Annotated in this window: 16 protein-coding genes, 1 other RNA gene and 3 pseudogenes; 8 read left to right on the top strand and 12 right to left on the bottom strand. The window is 46.4% G+C overall.

What is annotated here, in order from left to right; genetic code table 11:
• The first annotated feature begins 25 nt into the window (after positions 1-25).
• A complete protein-coding gene (locus tag ING2E5A_RS10635) occupies positions 26-340 on the top strand; it encodes an RNA recognition motif domain-containing protein (RefSeq protein ID WP_071137379.1) in 315 nt (104 codons plus the stop codon).
• A gap of 93 nt (positions 341-433) precedes the next feature.
• Positions 434-1,120: a tRNA (adenosine(37)-N6)-threonylcarbamoyltransferase complex dimerization subunit type 1 TsaB gene (gene tsaB / locus ING2E5A_RS10630; RefSeq protein WP_071137378.1), complete on the top strand. Its 687-nt coding sequence runs from the start codon at positions 434-436 to the stop codon at positions 1,118-1,120.
• A 110-nt stretch (positions 1,121-1,230) separates the two neighbouring features.
• Here the strand turns inward: tsaB and ING2E5A_RS10625 are convergent, their stop codons facing one another.
• From ING2E5A_RS10625 to ffh, 5 genes are all read right to left on the bottom strand, one after another.
• Positions 1,231-2,202, bottom strand: a complete 972-nt coding sequence (locus ING2E5A_RS10625) for a hypothetical protein (RefSeq protein ID WP_071137377.1) — start codon at positions 2,200-2,202, stop codon at positions 1,231-1,233.
• Between the two features lie 42 nt (positions 2,203-2,244).
• Positions 2,245-3,156, bottom strand: a complete 912-nt coding sequence (locus ING2E5A_RS10620; protein ID WP_005842164.1) for an IS982 family transposase — start codon at positions 3,154-3,156, stop codon at positions 2,245-2,247.
• Positions 3,157-3,477: 321 nt separating this feature from the next.
• A complete protein-coding gene (locus ING2E5A_RS10615; protein WP_071137376.1) occupies positions 3,478-6,192 on the bottom strand; it encodes a hybrid sensor histidine kinase/response regulator transcription factor in 2,715 nt (904 codons plus the stop codon).
• 417 nt (positions 6,193-6,609) lie between these two features.
• Entirely contained in the window at positions 6,610-7,503 is an 894-nt protein-coding gene (gene folD / locus ING2E5A_RS10610) for a bifunctional methylenetetrahydrofolate dehydrogenase/methenyltetrahydrofolate cyclohydrolase FolD (protein ID WP_071137375.1), read from the bottom strand.
• 21 nt (positions 7,504-7,524) lie between these two features.
• A complete protein-coding gene (gene ffh, locus ING2E5A_RS10605; protein WP_071137374.1) occupies positions 7,525-8,850 on the bottom strand; it encodes a signal recognition particle protein in 1,326 nt (441 codons plus the stop codon).
• 211 nt (positions 8,851-9,061) lie between these two features.
• On the opposite strand from ffh, the gene ING2E5A_RS10600 reads away from it, so the two are divergent.
• The 5 genes and pseudogenes from ING2E5A_RS10600 (at position 9,062) to ING2E5A_RS10585 (ending at position 16,224) form a co-directional block, all read left to right on the top strand.
• Positions 9,062-10,339 carry a fimbrillin family protein gene (locus ING2E5A_RS10600; RefSeq protein ID WP_071137373.1) on the top strand — a complete coding sequence of 426 codons (1,278 nt, stop codon included), beginning with the start codon at positions 9,062-9,064 and terminating at the stop codon, positions 10,337-10,339.
• Between the two features lie 128 nt (positions 10,340-10,467).
• Positions 10,468-10,590 carry a hypothetical protein gene (locus tag ING2E5A_RS15835; RefSeq protein ID WP_262502177.1) on the top strand — a complete coding sequence of 41 codons (123 nt, stop codon included), beginning with the start codon at positions 10,468-10,470 and terminating at the stop codon, positions 10,588-10,590.
• Between the two features lie 135 nt (positions 10,591-10,725).
• Positions 10,726-11,839 (top strand): annotated as a pseudogene (locus ING2E5A_RS10595) (efflux RND transporter periplasmic adaptor subunit).
• Between the two features lie 4 nt (positions 11,840-11,843).
• A complete protein-coding gene (locus ING2E5A_RS10590) occupies positions 11,844-14,897 on the top strand; it encodes an efflux RND transporter permease subunit (protein WP_071137372.1) in 3,054 nt (1,017 codons plus the stop codon).
• Complete coding sequence (locus ING2E5A_RS10585) at positions 14,890-16,224, top strand: TolC family protein (RefSeq protein WP_071137371.1); 1,335 nt, start codon at positions 14,890-14,892, stop codon at positions 16,222-16,224. Before ING2E5A_RS10590 ends, ING2E5A_RS10585 begins: the two co-directional genes overlap by 8 nt.
• Here the strand turns inward: ING2E5A_RS10585 and gltA are convergent.
• Together gltA and ING2E5A_RS10575 are read right to left on the bottom strand one after the other, a co-directional pair.
• Positions 16,213-17,679 carry an NADPH-dependent glutamate synthase gene (gene gltA, locus ING2E5A_RS10580; RefSeq protein WP_071137370.1) on the bottom strand — a complete coding sequence of 489 codons (1,467 nt, stop codon included), beginning with the start codon at positions 17,677-17,679 and terminating at the stop codon, positions 16,213-16,215. The genes ING2E5A_RS10585 and gltA overlap by 12 nt on opposite strands.
• A gap of 13 nt (positions 17,680-17,692) precedes the next feature.
• Positions 17,693-18,475 (bottom strand): sulfide/dihydroorotate dehydrogenase-like FAD/NAD-binding protein, encoded by a 783-nt coding sequence (locus ING2E5A_RS10575; RefSeq protein WP_071137369.1) that lies wholly within the window; start codon positions 18,473-18,475, stop codon positions 17,693-17,695.
• Positions 18,476-18,656: 181 nt separating this feature from the next.
• Between ING2E5A_RS10575 and ssrA the strand changes: the two genes are divergently transcribed.
• Positions 18,657-19,057: a transfer-messenger RNA gene (ssrA, locus tag ING2E5A_RS10570) on the top strand.
• A 170-nt stretch (positions 19,058-19,227) separates the two neighbouring features.
• Here the strand turns inward: ssrA and ING2E5A_RS10565 are convergent.
• From ING2E5A_RS10565 to ING2E5A_RS10550, 5 genes and pseudogenes are all read right to left on the bottom strand, one after another.
• Complete coding sequence (locus tag ING2E5A_RS10565) at positions 19,228-19,815, bottom strand: ASCH domain-containing protein (protein WP_083373305.1); 588 nt, start codon at positions 19,813-19,815, stop codon at positions 19,228-19,230.
• Positions 19,816-20,078: 263 nt separating this feature from the next.
• The gene (locus ING2E5A_RS10560; protein ID WP_083373304.1) at positions 20,079-21,527 is read right to left on the bottom strand and encodes an IS4 family transposase; all 1,449 of its coding nucleotides are present in this window, start codon (positions 21,525-21,527) and stop codon (positions 20,079-20,081) included.
• Positions 21,528-21,656: 129 nt separating this feature from the next.
• Positions 21,657-21,869: pseudogene (locus ING2E5A_RS15085) on the bottom strand (IS256 family transposase); the annotation flags it as partial.
• A 16-nt stretch (positions 21,870-21,885) separates the two neighbouring features.
• Positions 21,886-22,797, bottom strand: coding sequence for an IS982 family transposase (locus ING2E5A_RS10555; RefSeq protein WP_005842164.1), 912 nt, complete (start codon positions 22,795-22,797; stop codon positions 21,886-21,888).
• Between the two features lie 87 nt (positions 22,798-22,884).
• A pseudogene (locus ING2E5A_RS10550) lies at positions 22,885-23,910 on the bottom strand (IS256 family transposase); the annotation flags it as partial.
• Between the last annotated feature and the right edge of the window lie 16 nt (positions 23,911-23,926).

Here is a 23,926-nt window from a genome sequence, read left to right as displayed (position 1 = left end):
TTTATTTTATTTTTTATTTTATTACATGAACATTTTTGTAGCAGGCTTAAGTTATCAAATTAACGATGCCGATTTAAAAGAGCTGTTTGAGGAATACGGAGAGATTACCTCAGCCAAAATTATTACTGACAGGGAAACACGCAGGTCGAAAGGTTACGGTTTTGTTGAGATGGCTGACGAAGATGGTCAGCGCGCTATTGAAGAATTGAACGGAGCTGAATATGACGGTCGCACACTTTCTGTATCCGAAGCTCGTCCCCGCACCGAAGGTGATTATCCTCGCGGCAACAGAGGCGGTGGTAACAGAGGTGGTTACGGAAACCGTGAAAGAAGGTACTGAAATTGTCCGATAAACCGAAAAAAACGAGACTGCACATTCATGTGCAGTCTTTTTTTTTTGTACCTTCGTCACCTTAAATGTGAATCAGAAAATATGCCCACTATCATACACATAGAAACAGCAACGGAAGTGTGTTCTGCCGCCTTGTCGTCAGCTGGCGAAGTGTTGCTTCTGAAAGAGAATCTGAATGGCCAGTCGCACGCCACCTCACTGGGCGTTTATGTGGAAGAGATGATGCAGTACGTCCGTGAGAAAGGGATAAGGATTGATGCAATATCGGTAAGTAGCGGTCCCGGATCCTACACCGGATTACGTATTGGCGTATCGGAAGCCAAAGGGTTGAGTTACGGTCTGGACATTCCGCTTATTGCCATTCCTACCCACAAGATCATGGCTTCCCTGATGAGAGGGAAAGCTGGCTCCGATTATCTGCTCTGCCCGATGATTGATGCCCGGCGGATGGAGGTTTACACCACCATCTACGATATCGATCTCAATATTGTCCGTGCCACCTCTGCAGATATTGTGGATGGAGAAAGCTACGCCGATTTGCTGGAAAAGCGGAAGATCCTTTTTTTCGGTAATGGGGCTGAAAAATGCAGTGAGATTATTCAACATCCGAACGCAACGTTTGTGCCGGGGATAAAACCAACGGCAGCCGCCATGACCGATCTGGCAGAAAAGGCGTTTGCGGTTGCCGATTTTGTCGATTCCGCCTATTTTGAACCCTTCTACCTGAAAGAGTTCATTGCTACTATCCCGCGGAACAAAGTGATTTGAGAATCTTGCAACTCGCTTCGCTTATCCTGTAAACATTTTTGGCAGATAGAGACAATAGAACAGGTTGCTCCACATTGCATGGGCAACCTGTTTTATCCTTTAATCTATGCTTATTCCGTGCAATCTACTACACGACGGGCATCGATATGAATCCCGTAATAGGGATATGCATCGACCGTTACGACCGGTGAATTGCCCTTATAGGTGGTGAATTGTCCAGGAGCCGGATTACCGCTGGGCGGGGTATCGTATCCCTGAATTTTTACTGCTTCGGCAACATCCTGCAACTGGCCTCCATTGAGCGAGGCAAGGGTAATGGTCACTTTCCCATTCACCACTTCGGAGAATGTGACGGTTCCCACCAGGTAGTGCTGACCGGCATAAACTTCAATCGGAGTGTTGGCCACGTATGGGGTATAGGTTGCCCAATTGCCCTGGTCGGTATAACGGGGACCTGCAGCCCAAGCGGTCTCGTCCTGGTAGCATACCTGTACCTCTGGTTCATCCTCGCAGACTGCGATACAATATTCAAATTTCATGAACCAGTTTTTCCCGGTCTTTTCTCCTTCACCAAAGGCAGTCTCACTTTGAACGGTCTTGCCATTCTCAACTTTTACAACCTCGGCATGTGCAGCTACGCATATGCAGCCCTCAGGAAGAGCGTCCAGCGGGATTTCAAAGTAATAGAAAGTCTCCAGTCCGTCGAACTCAACCTTATAGGGGAACTGTCCCGGTACAAGATTGCCTTGCTTGTTAGCCGGCAGGTTATCGCAGGCACCGACAAAAAGATGAATAGCTTTCATCTTCCAATTCCCGGTAGTTTCGTAAGCCACGTACAATTTCTCCTTGTTGTTGACTACATAAACACTACCAGCCTCGTGGTGTTGTCCTGCCAACAGGCGAACTTCCTGTACATCACGACAAGGATCTACACATGCGGGTACTTCAATGGCACGTGTGCCGGCCGTTAATGCAACCACACTCTCTTCCTCGCCAACAAGCACTTCATTGGAACAGGAGGAGTAGGTGAGCGAAACAGCCACCACGGCAGCAAAGGCAAAAAACAGTACAATTTTTCTCATACAGGTCATTTTTAAATATTAACGTGAGTTCGGGATAACATATTATCCCCAAATGGTTAATTGACTTGACTTTTCCACTTCAAATTTGATTGAAGGCTTTTTGGGAAAGAAACAATATGCCACCAATGCAGCAATTATGTTCATGATGAAATTATGTGTGGAACGATGCCTTGAATGTTCTATCTGGCAGATATTCTTCAGTTCATCATTGATGGACTCAATTACAGATCTTTTGCGTAAGAGAATCTTGTCGCGGAATGACATCAGGGAATTTTTCATATTTGAGCGTATACCGGTCACTAAATGAACTCCCTGGTCAAACAGCATCTCGAAGAGCTTTGTGCTGATGTAACCCTTGTCTGCATATAGTTTACCGAAAAGATCTTTGGTAAGAACATTGATTACGTCAGGGTTTCTATCGTCGACATTGCCTTTTGTGAGAGAGAAATTCAGCAATTCACCCTTTTCATTACAGACCAGATGAAGCTTGAATCCAAAAAACCAGCCCATCGTACTTTTCCCTCTTTGTGCCAGATCCCTGAATACTTTATTCGAGTGGATACGCTTGTTATGACATACTTTGATTGGAGTGCTATCCACATATGTAATGCCTGTGCATTCACCAAATCCAAAGAGTTTGAGCAACAGCATGAAAGGTACAATCACCCTGGGTTGCAACTCGACAAAACGGTTGTAGGAAACGGCATTTGGAAAATAGCTCTTCATGTGCTTGCAAATATAAAACAGGTAATAATTCTTGAAATTATGAAAGGTTCCACAGTGGAAGCAGACCATCACGGCAATAATCTCGCTCTGAGACATTTGCGTTTTCCTGTTTCTCCTTTTCGTTATGTCACCTGCTTGAAGTTGGTGATTCCGGATTTCATTCTCATATTCTGCACAAAAATCGTCGGCAATACAAAATATTTCAATAACTTTGTCTGTTGTGATCATAGGGTTGATGTTTGTTATTTGTTTGATTAACAGCTATAAATATACAAATAATCTCCCTATATCACAACTTTTTTTATGATTTTCTTATCCCGAACTCACGTTATTAAACATTAAGTTGAAAGAAAGTAGAAAGATCACTCTTCCATTTACGTCGTCAAAAGTAGATCGGATCCTTTCTTTCTGTTATAACTGTAGAGACATTTTTTGTATTCCGGCAGCATTGAGGAAAACAATTATGACTGTGCGTGCATTTGTGTGATATAAGTAATTGTTGTACAGTATAATAAAATTCAATTTTTATTGCTGGATCTTGTATTGAAATCACTCCTGTAGATGAGGCATTCGCTGATATTTTGACGGCGTAATTCCAAACTCCTTCTTGAAGGTTCTTGAGAAATAGGCGAAATCGTTGAACCCGCAATCCATCGCGATCTCACCGATCGGTTTCTGGGAGGTGGTCAACAGTTTTTTTGCACGGTTCAACCTCACTTTCAGGATGTAATTGGTTGCATTCAATCCAGATATCGATTTGATTTTCCGGTTGAGCTGGGAAGGACTTATACACATTTCTGAGGCCAATCCTTGCGGGAAAAATTCGATGTTCCTCATCTCCCGGTATATGATATCGGTTACCCGTTGCAAAAATTCGAAGTTGGAATCATTTGTTATATCGGATGAAACATTTTGACTCTCCAACACAACCTGGCCATACTTCTCCCTCAAATCCTTCCTGCTCTTCAAGAGTTGACTGATTTTAGCCTTTAACTCCTCCTCGATGAAAGGTTTGGTGATATATGCATCCACACCCGCCTTTATCAGATCGATTCTCTCTTCTGTAGATGTTTTGGCTGTCAGTACAATGATGGGGATATGGCTGGTCATAACCGATTTCTTCAGGTGGCAGCAGAAGCTGTTGCCATCCATGGCCGGCATCATCAGATCGGAGATGATGAGGTCGGGAACCTTCTCCTCGGCAATTTCCAGCGCCCGTTGTCCGTCGTGGGCCACAATGATGTTGTAGTCATCCCGGAGTATGGTGGTGAGGTAAAAGACCATGTCGCGATTATCTTCAACTATCAGCAGCAACGGTCTGCCAGACTCTCCTTTACTTTCTCCCGATTCCACAGGATCGTATGCAGATTGTCGCATTACTGGTGCTGTCTCCTCTGCAGGTGTGATGCTCGCGGACTTACGATAATTGGTTACAGGGATTTCCACAGTAAAGACTGTTTCATTGAAAGGTACACTGCGCACCTGGATTTTTCCACCCAGGCTCTCAACAACCTGTTTGGTGAAAGCCAGGCCGATTCCTACTCCTATCTTCTCTCTCAAATCGGTATCACCCTGATAGAACGTCCTGAAGATATGAGGCAGGTCTTTGGCTGCAATTCCTTCGCCGTTATCGGCAACTTCGATGATACACTTTTTTTGTTTTTTATCCTCCCTTACCATAAGGAGAATCTTGTTGCCGGCGGAACAGTGCTTGATGGAGTTGGCAAGCAGATTATTGACAATCACCCAGATCTGTTCGCGGGAGTAGTCCATGATAATCTCGTCGGAACTGCTATGGAAGAGATAGTTGATTTTCTTGGCTTCGGCAACATCCTGATAACAGCTATGGAGGTATCTCAAATGACTCACAATGTTGCCGTTTACCCAGTGGATCTGGTTGCTGGATTGAATCTTGGAGACGGTAAGTATTTCATTGACAAGGAACAGCAGGTTTTCTGATTGCCTGCCAATAATATCCAGGTCGATCAGGTTATGTGCCGACTTACTCTCCCCGATCGTTTTTTTCAGTTTCTCTGCCAGGCCAATAATGATGCTGATCGGCGTTTTAAACTCGTGGGTAATGTTTGTGTAAAAATCGGATTTCAGTTTAGTTATCTCTACCAGCGATTTTTCATTCTGTTTCTTGTTTGTTATATACTGGTTGTAGATGAGGAAAATGGCAATTAAGAGAACAATTATCAGAAAGCAGGAGAAAATGAGAAACTTATGCTGGATGTTTTTGGTAACATATATTGTCTCCACTCCTGCGATCAGTCTCTCGCTTTCGGTCCTCTGGTAATCGGTAAATGCGTTGAATAGAGCGTTTTGCATCTTTTCCCGTTTGATCAGCCCCTCATATTGGAGTGAAGCAATATGGTGCTGCTGGGCTACTGTTGGCTTATTTTGCAGATAGTAGATATCGGTCAGTTCGGAATATGCTGTTTTCAGATAAAAGGGGAGATTCATCTCTTTGGCAATCTCCAGCCCCTCCAACAGAAATTTCTCGGCATCTGCATATTGTGCGAGCTTCTTATATGCCTCGCCAGAGGCAAAACAGACCTCCATCTGTTTGATCCAGTCGTTTGTCTCTTTTAACGTATTGTAGGCATTGTTCAGGAAAATGAGCGCTTCGCGGTAATTGCCCTGTTTTGTACTCAGTTTGCCAAATGAAAGGAAGATCAAGCCAAGGCCGGAACGGGAATTTGTTGCGATGTGAAAATTTGAGGATTTGTTGAAGTAAACCCTGGCCGAGTCGTACCGTTCCTTGTTGCTGTATGCGATACCCATTCCTGTCAGATTGTCGGCAAGAAGTTCCGTATCACTGATATTTTTTTCTAAATATTGATACGATTGATTAAATGAGTTCAGTGCTTCGTCCGGGAAATCGAGCATGGAGTAGATCCATCCAATCCCGTTAAGGGTTTCAGCTTTTGCCTTGAAGATGATACTATCCGATTGTTGCAGGTTGTCCAGGATCTTTCTTGCACGAAAAGAGTGGCGAATGGCATGCTCCAGCTGGTAGGCCTTGCGGTAGTTGGAAGCCAACAGGTTCAATGCTTTTACTATCTGAAGCGAATCGGCAAGTTGTTCCGATAACCTTAGATAATCTTCATGGTTTTTTATGGCGTCGTCAAAACGGAAGCTTTTCAGATGTATATCCCCTATCTTTTGGTTCAAAACCAGCTGACTTATCAAGTCGTTTGAGAGATGGCTCTCTTTCATCGCCACCTGGAGCTGTACATAATCGTTTTTGATCGGCTCCAAGGAGAGTTCAATCTCATTGATGGAGTCTTGTAGTGAATGTCGATAAGCTTCCGTACTCTTATTTGAACCAGTACCCTGTGAACATGAATATATAAGCACGAGCAGGAGGACGTGTAGCAGGCCTAGACAGAAGGGACGAGTAACAGACATAAACTTAAAATATATTAACAACAAAATATTATTCAACTGTGAATAATGCCGATTTATTAAATTACCCTTTAGAAAAAACTGTGATTTTTATACTTTAATTTATTAGTCGGCTTACAAATGTAATTTAAATATTCAATAAATTGTCCCTTTTTTGTTATTTTTTTTCCGTTTTTTATCAAAAATGAGGAAAAAGTTAACACCCTTCAAAATGAAGAGGTTGACTCAAATGTGAAAATATGTTGATGAATTGACGGCCAGAAGCCAATTTCAGGTCTTTTTTGTCACGAGATCGTTTTTTTTTCCGGCAAGCAGGGTATTTTTCAACAGCGACACGATGGTCATTGGACCCACCCCCCCGGGAACCGGAGTGATGTAGCTACATTTGGGGGCTACTTCATCAAAAGCAACGTCACCCGTAAGCTTGAATCCAGATTTGGTCTTGTCACTTGGTACACGCGTAGTTCCAACATCGATAACCACAGCCCCCTCCTTTACCATGTCGGCTTTTAGAAACTCCGGGACACCCAATGCGGCAACGATGATATCTGCCTGACGACAAATCTCCTTGATGTTTTTCGTCCGGCTGTGACAAACAGTGACCGTACAGTCGCCGGGATATCCTTTCTGCATCATCAACAATGCAGCAGGCTTACCAACGATGTTGCTTCTGCCCAAGATGACACACTGCTTGCCTCGGGTTTCGATTTCGTACCGCTTAAGAAGCTCCATGATGCCCGACGGGGTGGCCGATAGGAAGCAGGGAAGTCCGATGGCCATGCGTCCTACATTCACCGGATGAAATCCGTCCACATCCTTCCGGTAATCGATCGCTTCGGTGACCTTCTCTTCGGAAATGTGTCCCGGTAAAGGTAGCTGGACAATAAATCCATCCACGTCATCATCGTTGTTGAGCCGATCTACACAGGCTAAGAGCTCTTCTTCGGTGACATCCGACTCATACCGGATCAGGGTTGATCGGAATCCCACCTCCTCGCAGGCCCGCACTTTGTTGGCCACGTAAGTTTCACTACCACCATCGTGGCCGACCAGCACCGCTGCCAAATGGGGTGTTTTTCCACCCTTTGCCTTAATCAGTGCCACCTCTTCGGCAATCTCCTTTTTGATCTGGGCCGCTACGGCCTTTCCGTCAATTAATTGCATCTCGGTTCTTTTTTCTGGTTGTTATCTTCTCCTCATGTTTCTCAGCATCGCTTTGCCGCCCCCGGATGTCATGGCACGCATCATTTTCCGGGTCTGATCGAACTGTTTGATCAGGTTGTTCACCTCCTGTATATTGGTTCCGCTCCCTTTGGCTATACGGGCCCTGCGGCTTCCATTGAGAATCTCGGGGTTGCTCCGCTCTTTGGGTGTCATCGAGCAGATGATCGCCTCGATGCTCTTGAAAGCGTCATCATCGATATCGAGATCTTTGATCTGTTTCCCCACACCTGGAATCATTGAAGCCAGATCTTTCAAATTACCCATCTTTTTGATCTGCTGGATCTGCGCAATGAAGTCGTTGAAGTCGAACTGGTTCTTGGCTATCTTCTTCTGCAACCGACGCGCCTCTTCCTCGTTGTATTGCTCCTGTGCCTTTTCAACCAGTGAAACGATATCGCCCATCCCCAGTATACGGTCGGCCATACGCTCAGGATGGAAGATATCTATGGCATCAAGTTTTTCACCTGTCCCCACAAACTTGATCGGTTTGTTCACCACCGAACGGATAGACAAGGCGGCACCCCCTCGAGTGTCACCGTCGAGCTTGGTCAGTACAACGCCGTTGAAATCTAGCCGCTCGTTGAACTCCTTTGCCGTATTCACGGCGTCCTGACCGGTCATAGCATCCACCACAAAGAGAATCTCCTGCGGGTTTACTGCATTCTTGATGGCCGTAATCTCGGTCATCATGGCTTCATCGATAGCCAAACGTCCGGCAGTATCTATGATCACCAGGTCTTTTCCGTGCTGTTTGGCGAACTGAACGGCATGCTGGGCAATTTCCACCGGATTTTTGTTCTCCTCTTCAGCGTATACTGGAATTCCGATCTGTTCACCCAATATCTTCAACTGCTCAATTGCGGCCGGTCGATAGACGTCGCAAGCAACCAACAACGGGTTTTTGCCCCGTTTCGATTTCAGCAGGTTGGCCAACTTACCCGAAAAAGTAGTTTTTCCCGAACCTTGCAGACCCGACATCAGGATGATGGCCGGATTGCCCTTTATATTGACGTCAGTTGCGGTGGCTCCCATCAGAAGAGCCAGTTCGTCGTGAACAATCTTGATCATCAACTGGTGTGGCTTCACAGCAGTGAGTACCTCCTGGCCCAGCGCCTTTTGCCGGACACTCTCGGTGAACTCCTTGGCAGTTTTGTAGTTTACGTCGGCATCAAGCAGTGCGCGACGAACATCTTTCAATGTCTCTGCGACGTTGATCTCGGTGATTTTTCCCTCGCCTTTCAGTATCTTGAACGACCTTTCCAGTCTGTCACTTAAATTTTCGAACATAGCCATGTAACCTTTTTTATTTAGGAGACAAAGATAAGGAAAAAATGTGGAATTTGGCTGCTCAGCGATTCAAAAGAGCCTCCCCAAAAAGAGATCCGTTCCTTGTAATGGCGTGTCGGGCAGCAAGTGACAGGGGATGATGGAGCCTCCATATTTGGAAATGATTTTTTCTTTTGTTATATTGGGGCATTAACTCTTAAATGTAATGTGTATGAAGACGAATCATCTTTTTCTTTTATTGGCGCTTCTTCTGTTTTCCTGCGAAGGTGAAAGAATTGATTATACAATCATTGAGAGAAGCATCAAGGTGAGTGGCCATATCAGTGGCGTGAGAACGAGGGCAACTGGCGATAGCTGGTCGGAGGGCGATGCCATTGGAATTTATATGGTGGAGGCAGGGAAGGGGCTTGCTGTAGAGTCAATCTTGGCCCAAAATGCAAAATATGTGACAGAGTCTGATGGTCTCTTTTATCCCGCCGCTGTCGATTACGATGTGAAGTTCCCGCTCGACGGTTCCGATGTAGATTTTATTGCATACTATCCCTACGGGACTATCTCCTCCAATTTCGAATACATGATCGATGTGGCCGATCAGGCCGACCAGAGCACAATTGATCTGCTCTATGCGGATAATGCGAGGGGGTTGAACAAGGATTCCTCATTTGTGGATCTTACCTTTACCCACCAATTGTCAAAACTGCTGGTCTATCTTAATACCACGGACGGATCGCCATTGCGTGACGCTGCAGTTACTGTCAGAGGGGTTAACACCAAGGGAACGTTTTCACTGGTAAACCGAACAATCACAACTTCCGACAAGGGGGATATTGCAATGAAGATGAATGGCGACGGAGCTGTTGCCGAAGCCATTGTTTTGCCGGCCGAGACCCTGGGGGGTGCAAGCCTGGAGATCATCAACGGAGAGTATGGTTACCGATACGACCTGGGCAGCTCTTCCGCTGTCACCGCATTTGAACCCGGATATAAATATACCTATACGATTGAACTGGATACCCGGTCGCCACTCGACGTAAAGACCGAAGTGACCGATTGGCAGGATGGACCCTCGGTAACGGTTACGGTGGAAAAGGAGTTCGAGGTCTATCGCCCTGTTGGCGAAGGAACGCCCGAGAATCCATATACCCTTGAGGATGCCCGTAACATCGCGCCGGTAAGCGGGGTCTGGGTAGAGGGATTTATTGTAGGATATTACAGCGGTACCTCCGTCGGCTCTTTCACCAACGATTTGACAGATACTACCAAGATCAAGATGACCTCAATGGCGCTGGCCGATTCACCGGATGAGACCAACGCTGCAAAAACCTTTCCGGTCTCTCTCCCTTCCGGTGAGATCAGGAATAACCTAAACCTGAAGTCGCACCCTGAAAACCTGGGCAAGGCCGTCAAGATCAAAGGTAAGATCGACTCCTATTATGGGACGAGAGGTATGCCAGATGTTACTTCCTACATGTTTGTTGCGGATCATTGAGGTGAATCTTTGCTTCAGGAGGCTCTCTGCCCGACATACCGGTCTGTAAAACCGGGAAGATTGATGCTGATTGTTCCGGTTCTGAAGAACAATTGACGCTCTTGACCGTTCTAACGGGTAAAAAAATTATGGGAAAAACAGCATGCAAAGATAAAAAATATGAGCCTCCAAAAGAGCCCAGATTTATTTGCAAAAAGTGTGGAGTAACGGCCAGAAAGGAGAAGGAGATCTGTAAGCCGCAGAAAATCTGACAAGAGATTCTGCGGCTTTCGTCGATGGATTTTCGCAGTCTGTCGATTTTAGATTTTAAAAAAGTTTAAATAATTGGGCCGGATCTCCCTGTTATGGTTTTTAATAGCTAATTTTGGTCAAATTTGCGCTAAGTAATGAACAGAAATACCAAAATTACACTTTTTGCAGTGATTGGTCTGCTGATTTTGGGAATGGCTTTTTTCCCGAAAATACGATCAATTTTTTCAACGGAGAAACCACAGACTGAAAACCGGGGACGATCTCCCAGGGGCGGAAGCGGAGCTGGAAGAGAGCAGTTGAGTGTTACCGCAATGATCATCCAGCCGCAAGTTCTGCGGAGCGATCTATATTGCCCGGGGCGTATTGTTGCCGGAAGAGGAGGTTGATCTTACCTTTGAAACCTCTGGCAAGATAACCCACATCTATTTCAAGGAGGGCTCTTTCGTGAACCAGGGTGAATTGCTTGCCAAGGTTAACGATGCACCTCTACAGGCCGAACTGAGAAAATTGCAGGCGCAGCTCCCGCTGGCACAGGACAGGGTATACCGACAGGGGACATTGCTGGAAAAAGATGCCATCAGCCAGGAGACTTATCAGACAGTGGCCACTGAACTGGAAAAACTGAGAGCCGATATCGACCTGATCGAGTCGCGTATTGCTCAAACCGAATTGCGTGCCCCATTCAGCGGTGTTATCGGGTTACGACAGGTTAGCGTGGGGGCCTATGCGTCACCATCGGTGGTTGTTTCGAAACTGACCAAAATTTCACCATTGAAACTGGAGTTCTCCATGAACGAAAATCAGGTCAGCCACATACCCCCGGGAACCAGAATCACCTTTACGGTTGCCAACGATCTCACCATATATGAAGCTGAAGTCTACGCCGTGGAGTCGCAGTTGGATCCCAAGACGCTCACGTTGAAAGCCCGGGCCCGTTATGAGAATCCCAACGGTAAACTGAAGCCTGGTATTTCTGCCTCCATCCAGACATTGATCCGGGAGATTCCCGACGCCATTGTTATTCCCAGTATCTCAAGCATTACCGAATTGGGCAGAGATATTGTATATGTTTACAGGAATGGTGTGGCGCAGGAAGTGGAGATAACCAAAGGATACCGTACCGCCTCTTCGGTGCAGGTGCTCTCCGGACTCTCAGCGGGGGATACGTTGCTAACTACCGGTGTGATGCAGTTGAGGAATGGATTGCCGGTAAAGATTTCAGAACTAATTTCCAACCCAACAGAGTAACAGCATGACCTTATCCGAACTCAGTATAAATCGTCCGGTACTGGCTACGGTGATGATGCTGGTCATCATCATTTTCGGTGTGATCGGGTATAACAGCCTGGCCGTACGTGAATATCCCAATGTGGACAATCCCATCATCACGGTTTCCGTAACCTATCCCGGAGCGAATGCCGAAGTGATAGAGAACCAGATCACTGAGCCGCTTGAACAGAATATTAACGGTATCCCGGGCATCCGGTCGCTGATGAGTCAGAGTAGCCAGGGAAGCGCAAGAATTACCGTTGAGTTTGAATTGAGTGTTGATATGGAGACCGCGGCCAACGATGTGCGAGACAAGGTCTCCAGGGCTCAGCGTTATCTGCCGCGTGATGCCGATCCCCCAACTGTTGCCAAGGCGGATGCCGATGCCGATCCGATCATGCAGGTAACGGTGGAGAGTCCCGTACGTTCTCTACTGCAGCTCTCAGAAATTGCCGAATTGACGGTAAAGGAGCGGCTGCAGACCATCTCTAACGTAAGTGCAGTAGAGATCTGGGGTGAGAACCGATATTCGATGCGGTTGTGGCTCGACCCGGTCAGGATGGCTTCCTACAACATCACCCCGATGGATGTCAAGAATGCGCTGGACAGGGAGAACATTGAGCTGCCTGCCGGCAGTATCGAGGGGGATCATATCGAGCAGTCGATCCGAACCATGGGGTTGATGCAAACTCCCGAAGAGTTTAATAACATGGTGATCATCGAGGACAATTACCGGATTGTAAGGTTTGGCGATATCGGTACTGCCGAACTGGATACTGAAAACCGGAAAAATATCCTCCGGCGCAACGGCGTGCCGATGGTCAGCTGTGTAATCATCCCGCAGCCAGGTGCCAACCAGATTGAGATTGCCAACGAGGCTGCATTGAGAATCGAGCAGATGCGCAAAGACCTGCCCGAGGATGTCAAGCTGGATATTGCGTTCGATAATACAAAGTTTATCCGTGCTTCGATTGCCGAAGTGGAGGAGACGGTCCTGGTAGCCTTTATCCTGGTGGTTGTGGTTATCTTCCTCTTCTTGCGGAATTTCCGCGTTACGCTCATTCCTACGCTGGTTATCCCCATATCACTTGTCGGCACATTCTTCATCATGTACCTTGCCGGCTTCTCCATCAACGTGCTCTCCATGCTCGCGGTGGTACTCTCCGTGGGTTTGGTGGTGGACGATGCCATTGTTGTGGTTGAGAACATCTATTCCAAAGTGGAAAAGGGTATGACTCCCAAAGAGGCATCAATAGAGGGCTCGAAGGAGATATTTTTTGCCGTAATTTCGACAACAATTACCCTGGTAGCCATATTTTTCCCTATCATCTTCCTGGAAGGGATGACGGGACGGCTCTTCAGGGAGTTCAGCATCGTGATATCGGGTGCGGTAATCATCTCCTCGTTTGTAGCGTTGTCCTTTGTGCCGATGCTGTCATTCAAGCTGCTGAAGAAGAAAGAGAAAGAGAACAAGTTTTATGAAAGCACCGAAAAGATCTTCCTAGGCATGAATACTTTCTACAACAAGATACTGGGAGCTTTCCTGCACCGCAAGTGGTTGATTTATCCTGTAACGGGATGTGCGTTTGTATTGATTGTGATTCTCTGGAATGCCATTCCGGCCGAGATGGCTCCATTGGAAGACCGGTCACAGATAGGGATCCGTACATCTACCCCGGAAGGGGCCACATACGAGTTTACAAGAGATTATACCGAAGGGATCTCCAGGATAGCCGACTCGGTTGCTTGGGAAAGAGAATCGAATATCACGATGATCAGGGGCAATTTTGGATTGGTCCGGATGGTCTTGCCGGATATCAAGGAGCGGGAACGGAGCCAGATGGAAATTGCCAATGCGTTGTCGGTTGCCGTTAGGAACCAGACAGCAGCCCGCGCCTTTGTACAGCAGCGGTCCACTTTTGGTGGACGCCGGGGCGGGATGCCCATACAGTATATCTTGCAGGCTCCCAATATTGAAAAACTGCAGGAGTTTATACCGCCCTTCATGGAGAAGGTGAACCAGAGTCCCTATTTCCAGATGGCCGATGTGAACCTGAAGTTCACCAAGCCGGAGACCCGGATTGTGATTGACAGGGACAAGGCTGCATTGCTGGGCGTTAGTACCCGCGATATCGGTCAGACGCTACAATACGCATTGAGCGGCCAACGCATGGGTTACTTCTACATGAACGGAAAACAATATCAGGTGTTGGGAGAGATAAATCGCCAGCAACGCAATTCGCCGCTCGACCTGAAGACCATCTATCTGAAAAACAGTTCGGGTGAGATGATCCAGATGGACAACCTGGTCAAACTTGAGGAGACTGTCGCTCCGCCACAACTATACAGGTACAACCGTTTCAACTCGGCAACCATCACGGCCGGATTGGCAGAGGGTTATTCACTTGGAGAGGGACTTGAAGAGATGGACAGGATTGCGGCGGAGGTTCTGGACGATACCTTCCGGACCGCATTGGAGGGTGAGTCGAGAAATTTCCGGGAAAGCTCCTCCAGCCTGCTTTTTGCTTTCGGTCTGGCCATCATCCTGATCTTTCTGGTGCTCGCTGCTCAATTCGAAAGTTTCAAGGATCCGTTCGTTATCATGTTAACGGTTCCGCTGGCACTCTTTGGAGCCCTGCTGTTCATGTGGCTGTTCGATGTCACCATGAACATATACAGCCAGATTGGTATCATTATGCTGATTGGACTGGTGGCCAAGAATGGAATCCTGATCGTTGAGTTTTCCAACCAGCGGCAGTCTGCCGGGATGAGCAAGTATGAGGCGGTAATTGGTGCTTCTGTACAGCGGTTGCGTCCAATCTTGATGACCAGTGTCTCCACCATTCTGGGATTACTCCCCCTGGCCATGGCCAGCGGTGAAGGAGCCAACGGACGTATCGCCATGGGTATCGCCGTGGTTGGGGGTATGCTAATCTCCACCCTGCTTACCCTGTTTGTTGTTCCGGCCATGTATATCTATTTATCCACCGACAGAAAATCAAAAACAAGAGAAACCATCGACGTTCGACATGTTTAACTCAAAGAGATTCATACTTCCGGTCATTCTACTGCTGTTACCCTCCCTTTTGGCTGCCCAGACAGTTATCGATTTAAAGGAGGTGATACGTATCGGTCTGGAAAACAATTATGATCTGAAAATCAGCAGGAATGAACAACAGATTTCAGACAATAATGTAACGCCCGGTAATGCGGGTTTTCTCCCTACAATAGGATTGAATTCGGGATACAATTTCCGGAGTAACAATATCGACCAGTTTCCGGCCGACGGCAGTGAAACTGTATCGACGAGGAGTTCAGTCACACAGACGGTTGATGCTGGAGTAAACCTTAACTGGACAATCTTTGAGGGATTCAAGGTACAAACCAACTATAAGCGCCTTCAGGAGTTGAAATCGGTTGGAGAACTCAATACGCAGTTGGCCGTTGAAAACTTTATCGCCGACATCACGGCCGAGTATTACAACTATGTCCAGCAGGCACTCCGGATGCAGAACCTAAAACAGGCGCTAAGTCTTTCACGGGAGCGGTTGCGTATCGTGGAGGCCCGCTATCAGATCGGCTCGCTCTCCCGTCTCGACCTGCAACAGGCGCGCGTCGACTTCAATGCCGACAGTTCGCAGCTGATTCAGCAATATGAGGTGCTGCACTCCTCACGCATCCGGCTTAATGAGATGATGGGGGTGGATAATGTGGAGCAACATTTCCTGGCCGCCGATACCACCATCTCGTTCGATCCAACGTTGTCGAAATCGGAGCTTTACAATAATATGTTGAAGGTCAATACATCCCTGCTTCTTGCTGAAAAGAACAAGGTGTTGAGCGAGCTCGACTTGAAAATGGCACAGAGCCAGAATTATCCCTACCTGAGGTTAAATGGCGAATATGGCTTTACCCATTTCGACTATAATACGGGAGGAGTAGACAAGCAGCGAAATTGGGGGCCAACCGTGGGAGTTACATTGGGGTTCACTATTTTCGACGGATTTAACCGGAGCCGCGAACAGAAGAATGCCCGGCTCAGGATAAATAACCGGGAACTGCAGTTGGAGCGACAAAAACTGATGCTTCAGAGCGATTTTGCCAATATGTGGCTTGCCTATCAAAATAATATCGAGCTTACCAATCTCGAGAAGGAGAGCCTCGAAAATGCACAGATCAACTACGAGATTGCGATGGACAGGTACAAACTGGGTGATCTCTCGGGAATCCTGCTGCGTGAAGCGCAGGTAAGCCTCCTTCAGGCGGAACAACGGTTGCTCACCGCGCAATACCGTACAAAACTCTACGAAATTTCACTCCTGCAGATCAGTGGAAGAATAGGGGAGTACCTGTCAGCTCAGTGATGCATGCATCGCTTTGGCAGCCTTCCGGCCGTCACCCATGGCCAGAATTACCGTTGCCCCGCCCCTTACTATGTCTCCACCGGCAAAGATGGTCTCGTCGGCGGTTTGCATGGTCTCCGAATTGACCACGACTGTGCCCCACGAGGTGACCTCCAGTCCCGAAAAAGTGGAGGGGATCAGCGGATTGGGCGATACGCCCACACTCACGATAACTTCGTCAACATCTACCCAGATCCTGTCGCCTTCTATCTCAACCGGTTTCCTTCTGCCGGAAGCATCGGGTTCGCCCAGTTTCATCCGCTGCAGCAACATCCGTTGCACGCGCCCCTTCTCATCCCCTTCATATCTGATGGGGTTGTGCAGTGTGAGGAACTCGATTCCTTCCTCCTTGGCATGTTTCACCTCTTCAACCCGAGCCGGCATCTCGGCTTCAGAACGGCGATAGACGATCATCGCCTTTTCTGCTCCTAACCTGCGGGCGGTGCGCACAGCATCCATTGCCGTATTTCCACCACCGATCACAGCAACTCGCTTTCCCATCTGGACAGGAGTGTCGCTTTCGGGATCGGCAGCCTGCATCAGGTTTACCCGTGTGAGGTATTCGTTGCATGACATTACACCGTTGAGATTCTCGCCAGGAATATTCATGAAGTTGGGCAATCCGGCACCGCTGCCAATGAAAATGCCCCGGTAGCCGTCGGCTTTCAACTCCTCCTGGGTGATGGTTTTGCCAATGATGCAGTTGGTGATGAACTTGACTCCCATCTTTTTCAAAACTTCGATCTCCACCTCTACAATATCGTTGGGCAGTCGAAATTCGGGAATTCCATAGCGGAGGACGCCGCCAAGTTCGTGAAGTGCTTCGAAAACGGTGACATCGTAACCCAGCTTGATCATGTCGCCGGCAAAGGCCAGTCCCGCAGGTCCGGAACCCACAACTGCAATCTTGATACCATTGGGCGGAGCAATTTCGGGAATGGAGATGTTGCCGGTTTCACGTTCAAAATCGGCGGCAAACCGTTCCAGGTAGCCGATGGCAACCGGTTCCTTCCCCAATTTCTGTGTATAGAAACATTTGCTCTCGCACTGTCTCTCCTGTGGGCAAACCCTGCCACATACGGCCGGTAAGGCACTGGTCTCCTTCAACGTTTTCGCTGCCTCCAACACCTCTCCCCGTTCGATGTTCTTGATGAACTTGGGTATGTTGATTTCAACCGGACACCCGGTGATACAGGTGGGATTGACGCAGTCGAGACAGCGTTGTGCTTCACTCTTTGCCTGTTCTGGTGTCAGTCCCAGGTTTACCTCGTCGTATGTCCTGCTCCTGACTACCGGATCCACTTCCGGCATCTTTACCCGTACGAGGCTGATCCGATCTCTATTTTTTAATGTCCTGCGCAACTCTTCGCGCCACGATTGAGCCCTTTCGGCCTGTAAATATTCTTGTGTTGGCATTCGATTCTCCTTATTAATTATATGCTTTCAAGCGCATCAACATCTCATCAAAATCGACCTGGTGCGCATCAAATTCAGGTCCGTCAACACAGACAAAACGGGTTACTCCTCCCACCGTGACACGACAGGCCCCGCACATGCCGGTGCCGTCTACCATAATCGTGTTGAGCGATGCAACGGTAGGTACATTATATTTTTTTGTCAGTTCCGATACAAACTTCATCATGATGGCAGGTCCGATGGTTACGCACAGGTTTACCGGTTCACGCAGAATTACCTGTTCCACACCGGCCGTGATCAATCCCTGTTGTCCGTATGAACCGTCATCGGTCATCACAATCACTTCATCACAATTTTTCCTGACCTGATCCTCCAGAATCACCAACTCTTTGCTCCGGGCGGCCAGAACAGTGATCACCCTATTGCCTGCACCTTTCATGGCCTCGATTATCGGAAGCAATGGAGCAACCCCCACACCGCCACCTGCACAAAGAACGGTGCCGAAATTCTCGATATGTGTGGCTTTGCCCAATGGGCCGACCAAATCGGTGATGTAGTCCCCCGGTTCAAGCTGACAAACCTTCTCCGAAGATTTGCCTACACGCTGTATCACCAAAGTGATGGTGCCTTTCACCGGGTCGGCAGAGGCGATGGTGTATGGAACCCTCTCACCCTTTTTCCCCACCCTGACCATTACAAAGTGACCGGCCTTACGGCTTCTGGCAATCAACGGAGCTTCAATTTCCAGACTGACAACCTTGTTGGAAAAATTCTCCTTTGCTATGATTTTGTTCATGCGATCTGCTTAATTTTTTACAAAAATAAAGATTTTAATTCAGATAACGTGTCGCTGATTCTCAAAAATCGTTTAACCCGATACAATCGAGCATAATCGTTGCCAATCTATGGCTGTGGCAGAAAAATTTGCTCTTGTTAAACCAAATCATTAACTTTGTGTCGAATTTCATATTCAATATGGGCTTGACCGGTTTTGACAGCGGGCAGAAGTGGTTTGTAAGCATGCAGTGCATTGTGGGTTGGCACTTAAATCTCAATCTTCAAAACAATAACTGGCAATAACAATTACGCTCTTGCTGCGTAACCGAAGTAGAGTAGGTTAATCGCTTAATCCCGACCAAGGTGTCGGGACAAGACATCACCCGGAAGCTGTGGCTCCGAAGCGTGCCGATCAGGTGGTGCAGGTAAATCGGAGATAGGACGGGAGAGGCTTCGGCTCCCATCCGAAAATTAAGAAGATAAGGATGGAGTCTGGTGGTTTCAGTCGTGCTCCATCCCGACAATCAAAATGAAACTAAGCATGTAGAAAGCAAATTATTTCCTCGTTTGGACGAGGGTTCGAATCCCTCCAGGTCCACAGTATACGCTGTATGTCAGTGGTTTAGTTAATTTACGCACAGTTTTACGCACAGTTTAGCGTTTGACTGTGCGTTTTTTTTTGAAGTTAATCAAACAAGTCAAGTCTCATTGTGTGCTACCATTTTTTTGGAATAAATATGGATTCAATGGTGTTTCGCGTACAGAGTAAACTCATTTTTTATCCAACTCCACTATTTCACCCAGTTGGTAGCCGATGGTCCAGTAGCACAACTCTCCGTTTTCCCTGTACGATGTCTTGATAAATTCGCCTTGAGACATTGTTTCAACACCTTCGATCATCTCGTCGTTGAAACGATAAATCCTGCCGTCCTCTAACCTGTAGGGCATAATACAGGCTCCCTTCACACGGATCAGTGCCGTATCACGATCTTTTTTGTAGCCTACCGCCAGGTTGAGGTATTGATATATCCTGGGTACATAACAGAATATCCCGTTGTTGTATTCAAAAATACCCAGTAATCCATCTACCGGAAGATGCTCGTTCACCAAAATGGTATTATCTCCCCTGACAGTTAAATCGAGGTACTTTTTCATGGTTGTCTCCTTGATATCGCGGTACTCCACATTTTTGCGTCCGGCGACGATTTCATCGAACCATTTCTGCTTGATAGTCAGATAGAGTGTGTTCTCCTTTTTTGGGTGTTCTTCGGTCTGTTCGAATTTAAAATAATTGGGGCTGTTCAAAAACAGCTCGTCCACAACGTTTGTGTTTGGATTGTGATGTACAATGTTTTCCATGTAATATACTATTTGGGGTTTAAAACGGTTGTGTAAATTAAACTGTGTCAGGTTTTATTTTTATAATTAATTTGGCATCATTTATTAATGGGTAATGCCGAGACCTGAGTTTTAGTTGGTCAAAAACGGTTAGGGGTCGATCCCCTAATCGTTTTTAACTATCAATGGTTCAAAGCTTCGCCATCGTTTTGTTGGTCATCAGCAAAACTAATTAAATATATTGAAATCCTTGTATTATTATTTAATTCAAGTTTCGCAAGTTGCTAACTTGCCGATTTTAGTTCATAAAAGTTGATAAAGTGAGCCAGATTATCCGATTTATTAATGATTGCATCGAAGATCTCTTCCTCTTCAATGGAGAAGATCCCGGTCATGATTTTCACCATTTCGAGGATAATACCCCATATCCTCTCCGTTACGGAGAGCTCCATGCCAGAGTGTTGCACATCCCTGAAGATTCCGCCAATGGTCTCATAACTGGTGAACCTTTTAGCCAGGGAAAGCAAATTGTATTGCAATGCCGTGATCGTGGTTGCGGCAAGCTGCGCCGCGAAGTTCCGGGATTGACACTTGCCCATACCCAGCAACCCCTTGGTTTCCTTGAAGAAGACCTCGAGGGACCAGCGCATGGCATAAATCCGATAGGCTTCCAGGAACTCCAGGGAGAGGTTGGTCGTCATTATTCCATTCCAGGACTCCTTTTTTCTCTTCACAAAATAGAGACGTACATCTGTGCCCGCAAAGCGAACGTCAGCGGTAATATACTGACAACCAAGCTTTCGGCTCCTTCTGGCTTCACCCCTGGCTTCAAGCAGATTGATCAGTGCCCGGGCGGTGAGTTCCTTCCCTTCAAAACCGTATTTTGTAACTCCCTTCTTCCCAATCTTGATCATACCCAGGTAATGGCACTTGATGTGCCTGTCACGTATGAAGCGAATCACCTCCGAGCAGGTGAACCAGCTGTCGGCAAGCAGGTAGTCAAAGCGGATGCCCTTTCTAATGGCTCGCTTTATCATGGTTATCATCAACTGGATTTTGCTCTCCCCGTACTCTTTTGCCCGCGTTACAACGGGGGACGCTTCATCTCTATCCTTGGTAAACCGCGATTCGAGCTCCTTGTCGCTCATGCTGAAGTTGTTCTTCCTGCCCTTCTCCCCGAGGATGGCGAAGTCGAGGATGAACTGGCTCTTGCCATCCGTGATGCCCAGAAAGAGAGATTTGAAACCAAGGATCGTCTTGTGTCCCAGGTGGGAATAGACCCTACCGATGTTTTCAATACGCCTTCCCGTTTTGGGAAAGTCGGTATCGTCCACCATCAGGCAAACAGTTTGATGCTTGTGGTCACTTCTCACGCGAACCTTGTTCCATATTTGAATGGTGAAGTGGTAGAGTATCTTGCGCCAATCATAAATTTCGTAGTTTACGAAACGGTAGAAAACATCCTTTTCGCAGCCAAAGAAGCCGCTTAGGGATGATCGACAATAATTGTAAGGATTCTTGATCATGAAACAGGGGAACATAATCAGCAACTCGAGCACCTGCAGCAGGGAATACTTGCTGTTGCATTTGCTCCTGCTCCCGAAGAGGACCTTCTCCGACATGTTGAAACCTTTTAGCATATCCGTCAGGGTAAAAAGGGCACTGTTTGAATCATCTTTCTTGAAAAAAACGCTGATTTCTGATAAAATGGAGTTACTTTTGTATATCGGCATAGGGCTGTTAGTATTTTTGGTTTTGACGCTTAAATATACTAATAATCTGTGAATTACAGAAGCCTCTGTGCCGTTTTTTTATGCGATTATTTTTACTGAATTTTTACTTGCGAAACTTGAATTATTTAATTAAATCAATAATTTAAATCTTTCAGGAAAAAGAATAGCCAGCTGCTGTGCTGTCTGCCCCCAGTTGTGTAGTGGCATTACCCATTTTTTTCGGATATTGCGATAAGCCAGTTAGACTAGTTTTTCCAATGCGGTATCGTTGGTGAATACTCCCTTATTTTTGGTCACCTTTCGTATTTGGCGATGATACCCTTCAACTATGTTAGTAACGTGAGTTCGGGATAACATATTATCCCCAAATGGTTAATTGACTTGACTTTTCCACTTCAAATTTGATTGAAGGCTTTTTGGGAAAGAAACAATATGCCACCAATGCAGCAATTATGTTCATGATGAAATTATGTGTGGAACGATGCCTTGAATGTTCTATCTGGCAGATATTCTTCAGTTCATCATTGATGGACTCAATTACAGATCTTTTGCGTAAGAGAATCTTGTCGCGGAATGACATCAGGGAATTTTTCATATTTGAGCGTATACCGGTCACTAAATGAACTCCCTGGTCAAACAGCATCTCGAAGAGCTTTGTGCTGATGTAACCCTTGTCTGCATATAGTTTACCGAAAAGATCTTTGGTAAGAACATTGATTACGTCAGGGTTTCTATCGTCGACATTGCCTTTTGTGAGAGAGAAATTCAGCAATTCACCCTTTTCATTACAGACCAGATGAAGCTTGAATCCAAAAAACCAGCCCATCGTACTTTTCCCTCTTTGTGCCAGATCCCTGAATACTTTATTCGAGTGGATACGCTTGTTATGACATACTTTGATTGGAGTGCTATCCACATATGTAATGCCTGTGCATTCACCAAATCCAAAGAGTTTGAGCAACAGCATGAAAGGTACAATCACCCTGGGTTGCAACTCGACAAAACGGTTGTAGGAAACGGCATTTGGAAAATAGCTCTTCATGTGCTTGCAAATATAAAACAGGTAATAATTCTTGAAATTATGAAAGGTTCCACAGTGGAAGCAGACCATCACGGCAATAATCTCGCTCTGGGACATTTGCGTTTTCCTGTTTCTCCTTTTCGTTATGTCACCTGCTTGAAGTTGGTGATTCCGGATTTCATTCTCATATTCTGCACAAAAATCGTCGGCAATACAAAATATTTCAATAACTTTGTCTGTTGTGATCATAGGGTTGATGTTTGTTATTTGTTTGATTATCAGCTATAAATATACAAATAATCTCCCTATATCACAACTTTTTTTATGATTTTCTTATCCCGAACTCACGTTAGTAGTATAAATAAGCCGGCGGATAGAGTCAGTATACTGAAAATAAGCTGATAATTTATGCCAGTTGTCACGCCAGGATTTTATTACCAGGGGGTACTGCTCACCCCAGTTAAGTTCAAGATTGTCTAACTCATCCTCTGCTGTCTCTCGGTTTACGGCCTGATAAACCAGCTTCAGATCTTTCAGAAAAGACTTCTGATACTTGCTTGCAACATACTTAACTGAGTTACGTATCTGATGAACTATGCAACTTTGAACGATGGTTTCAGGAAAAACACTGTTAATGGCATCCGAGAAACCGTTAAGATTATCGGTGCTTGCAATTAAAATATCCTGTACCCCACGGGTTTGTAAATCTGTAAGAACAGACAGCCAAAAATTGGCACCCTCACTCTTGGAGATGTACATTCCCAGCAGATCTTTATGTCCGTTGCGATCAACACCAAGTACGTTGTAAATTGCACGGGTAGCAGGGCGATTCTTGTCATCCATCACTTTGTAATGAATAGCATCCATCCATACTATAGGGTAAACCGGATCAAGAGGACGAGTGCGCCAGGATTGGAGTTCAGGCAACACACGGTCAGTAATGGAGCTTATGGTATCGGCTGAAACACGGTTGCCAAGGTTCTCCTCCATCCAGTCGCTGATCTCTCGTGTACTGTTTCCCAGGGCGTATAAACCGATGATACGGTCAGCCACACCTTCTGCTAAAATACGTTCACGCTTTTTTATAAACTCAGGTTCAAACCGAGAGTCTCTGTCACGTGGAGTTTGAACTGTTACTTCACCAAGTGAGGTCTGAACCTGCTTGCGGTTGTAACCATTGCGGCGGTTACCGTTTGAGCGCTCTTCATCATCCATGTGAGCATCCATCTCACCTTCCAGGGCAGCATTAAGAAGGTTCTCCAATAATGGGGCAAATGCACCGTCTTTACCCAATAGAGGTTTACCGGATTTTAGCTGTTCCAGTGCCTTGGCTTGAAAGGACTTGTAATCAAAATCTTCCATAATGTAAACTGTTTAG

It is taken from the genome of Petrimonas mucosa (assembly GCF_900095795.1).
Classification (GTDB): domain Bacteria; phylum Bacteroidota; class Bacteroidia; order Bacteroidales; family Dysgonomonadaceae; genus Petrimonas; species Petrimonas mucosa.
Note: the sequence above shows the minus strand (reverse complement) of the source record. Positions and strands in the feature narration are given on the sequence as shown.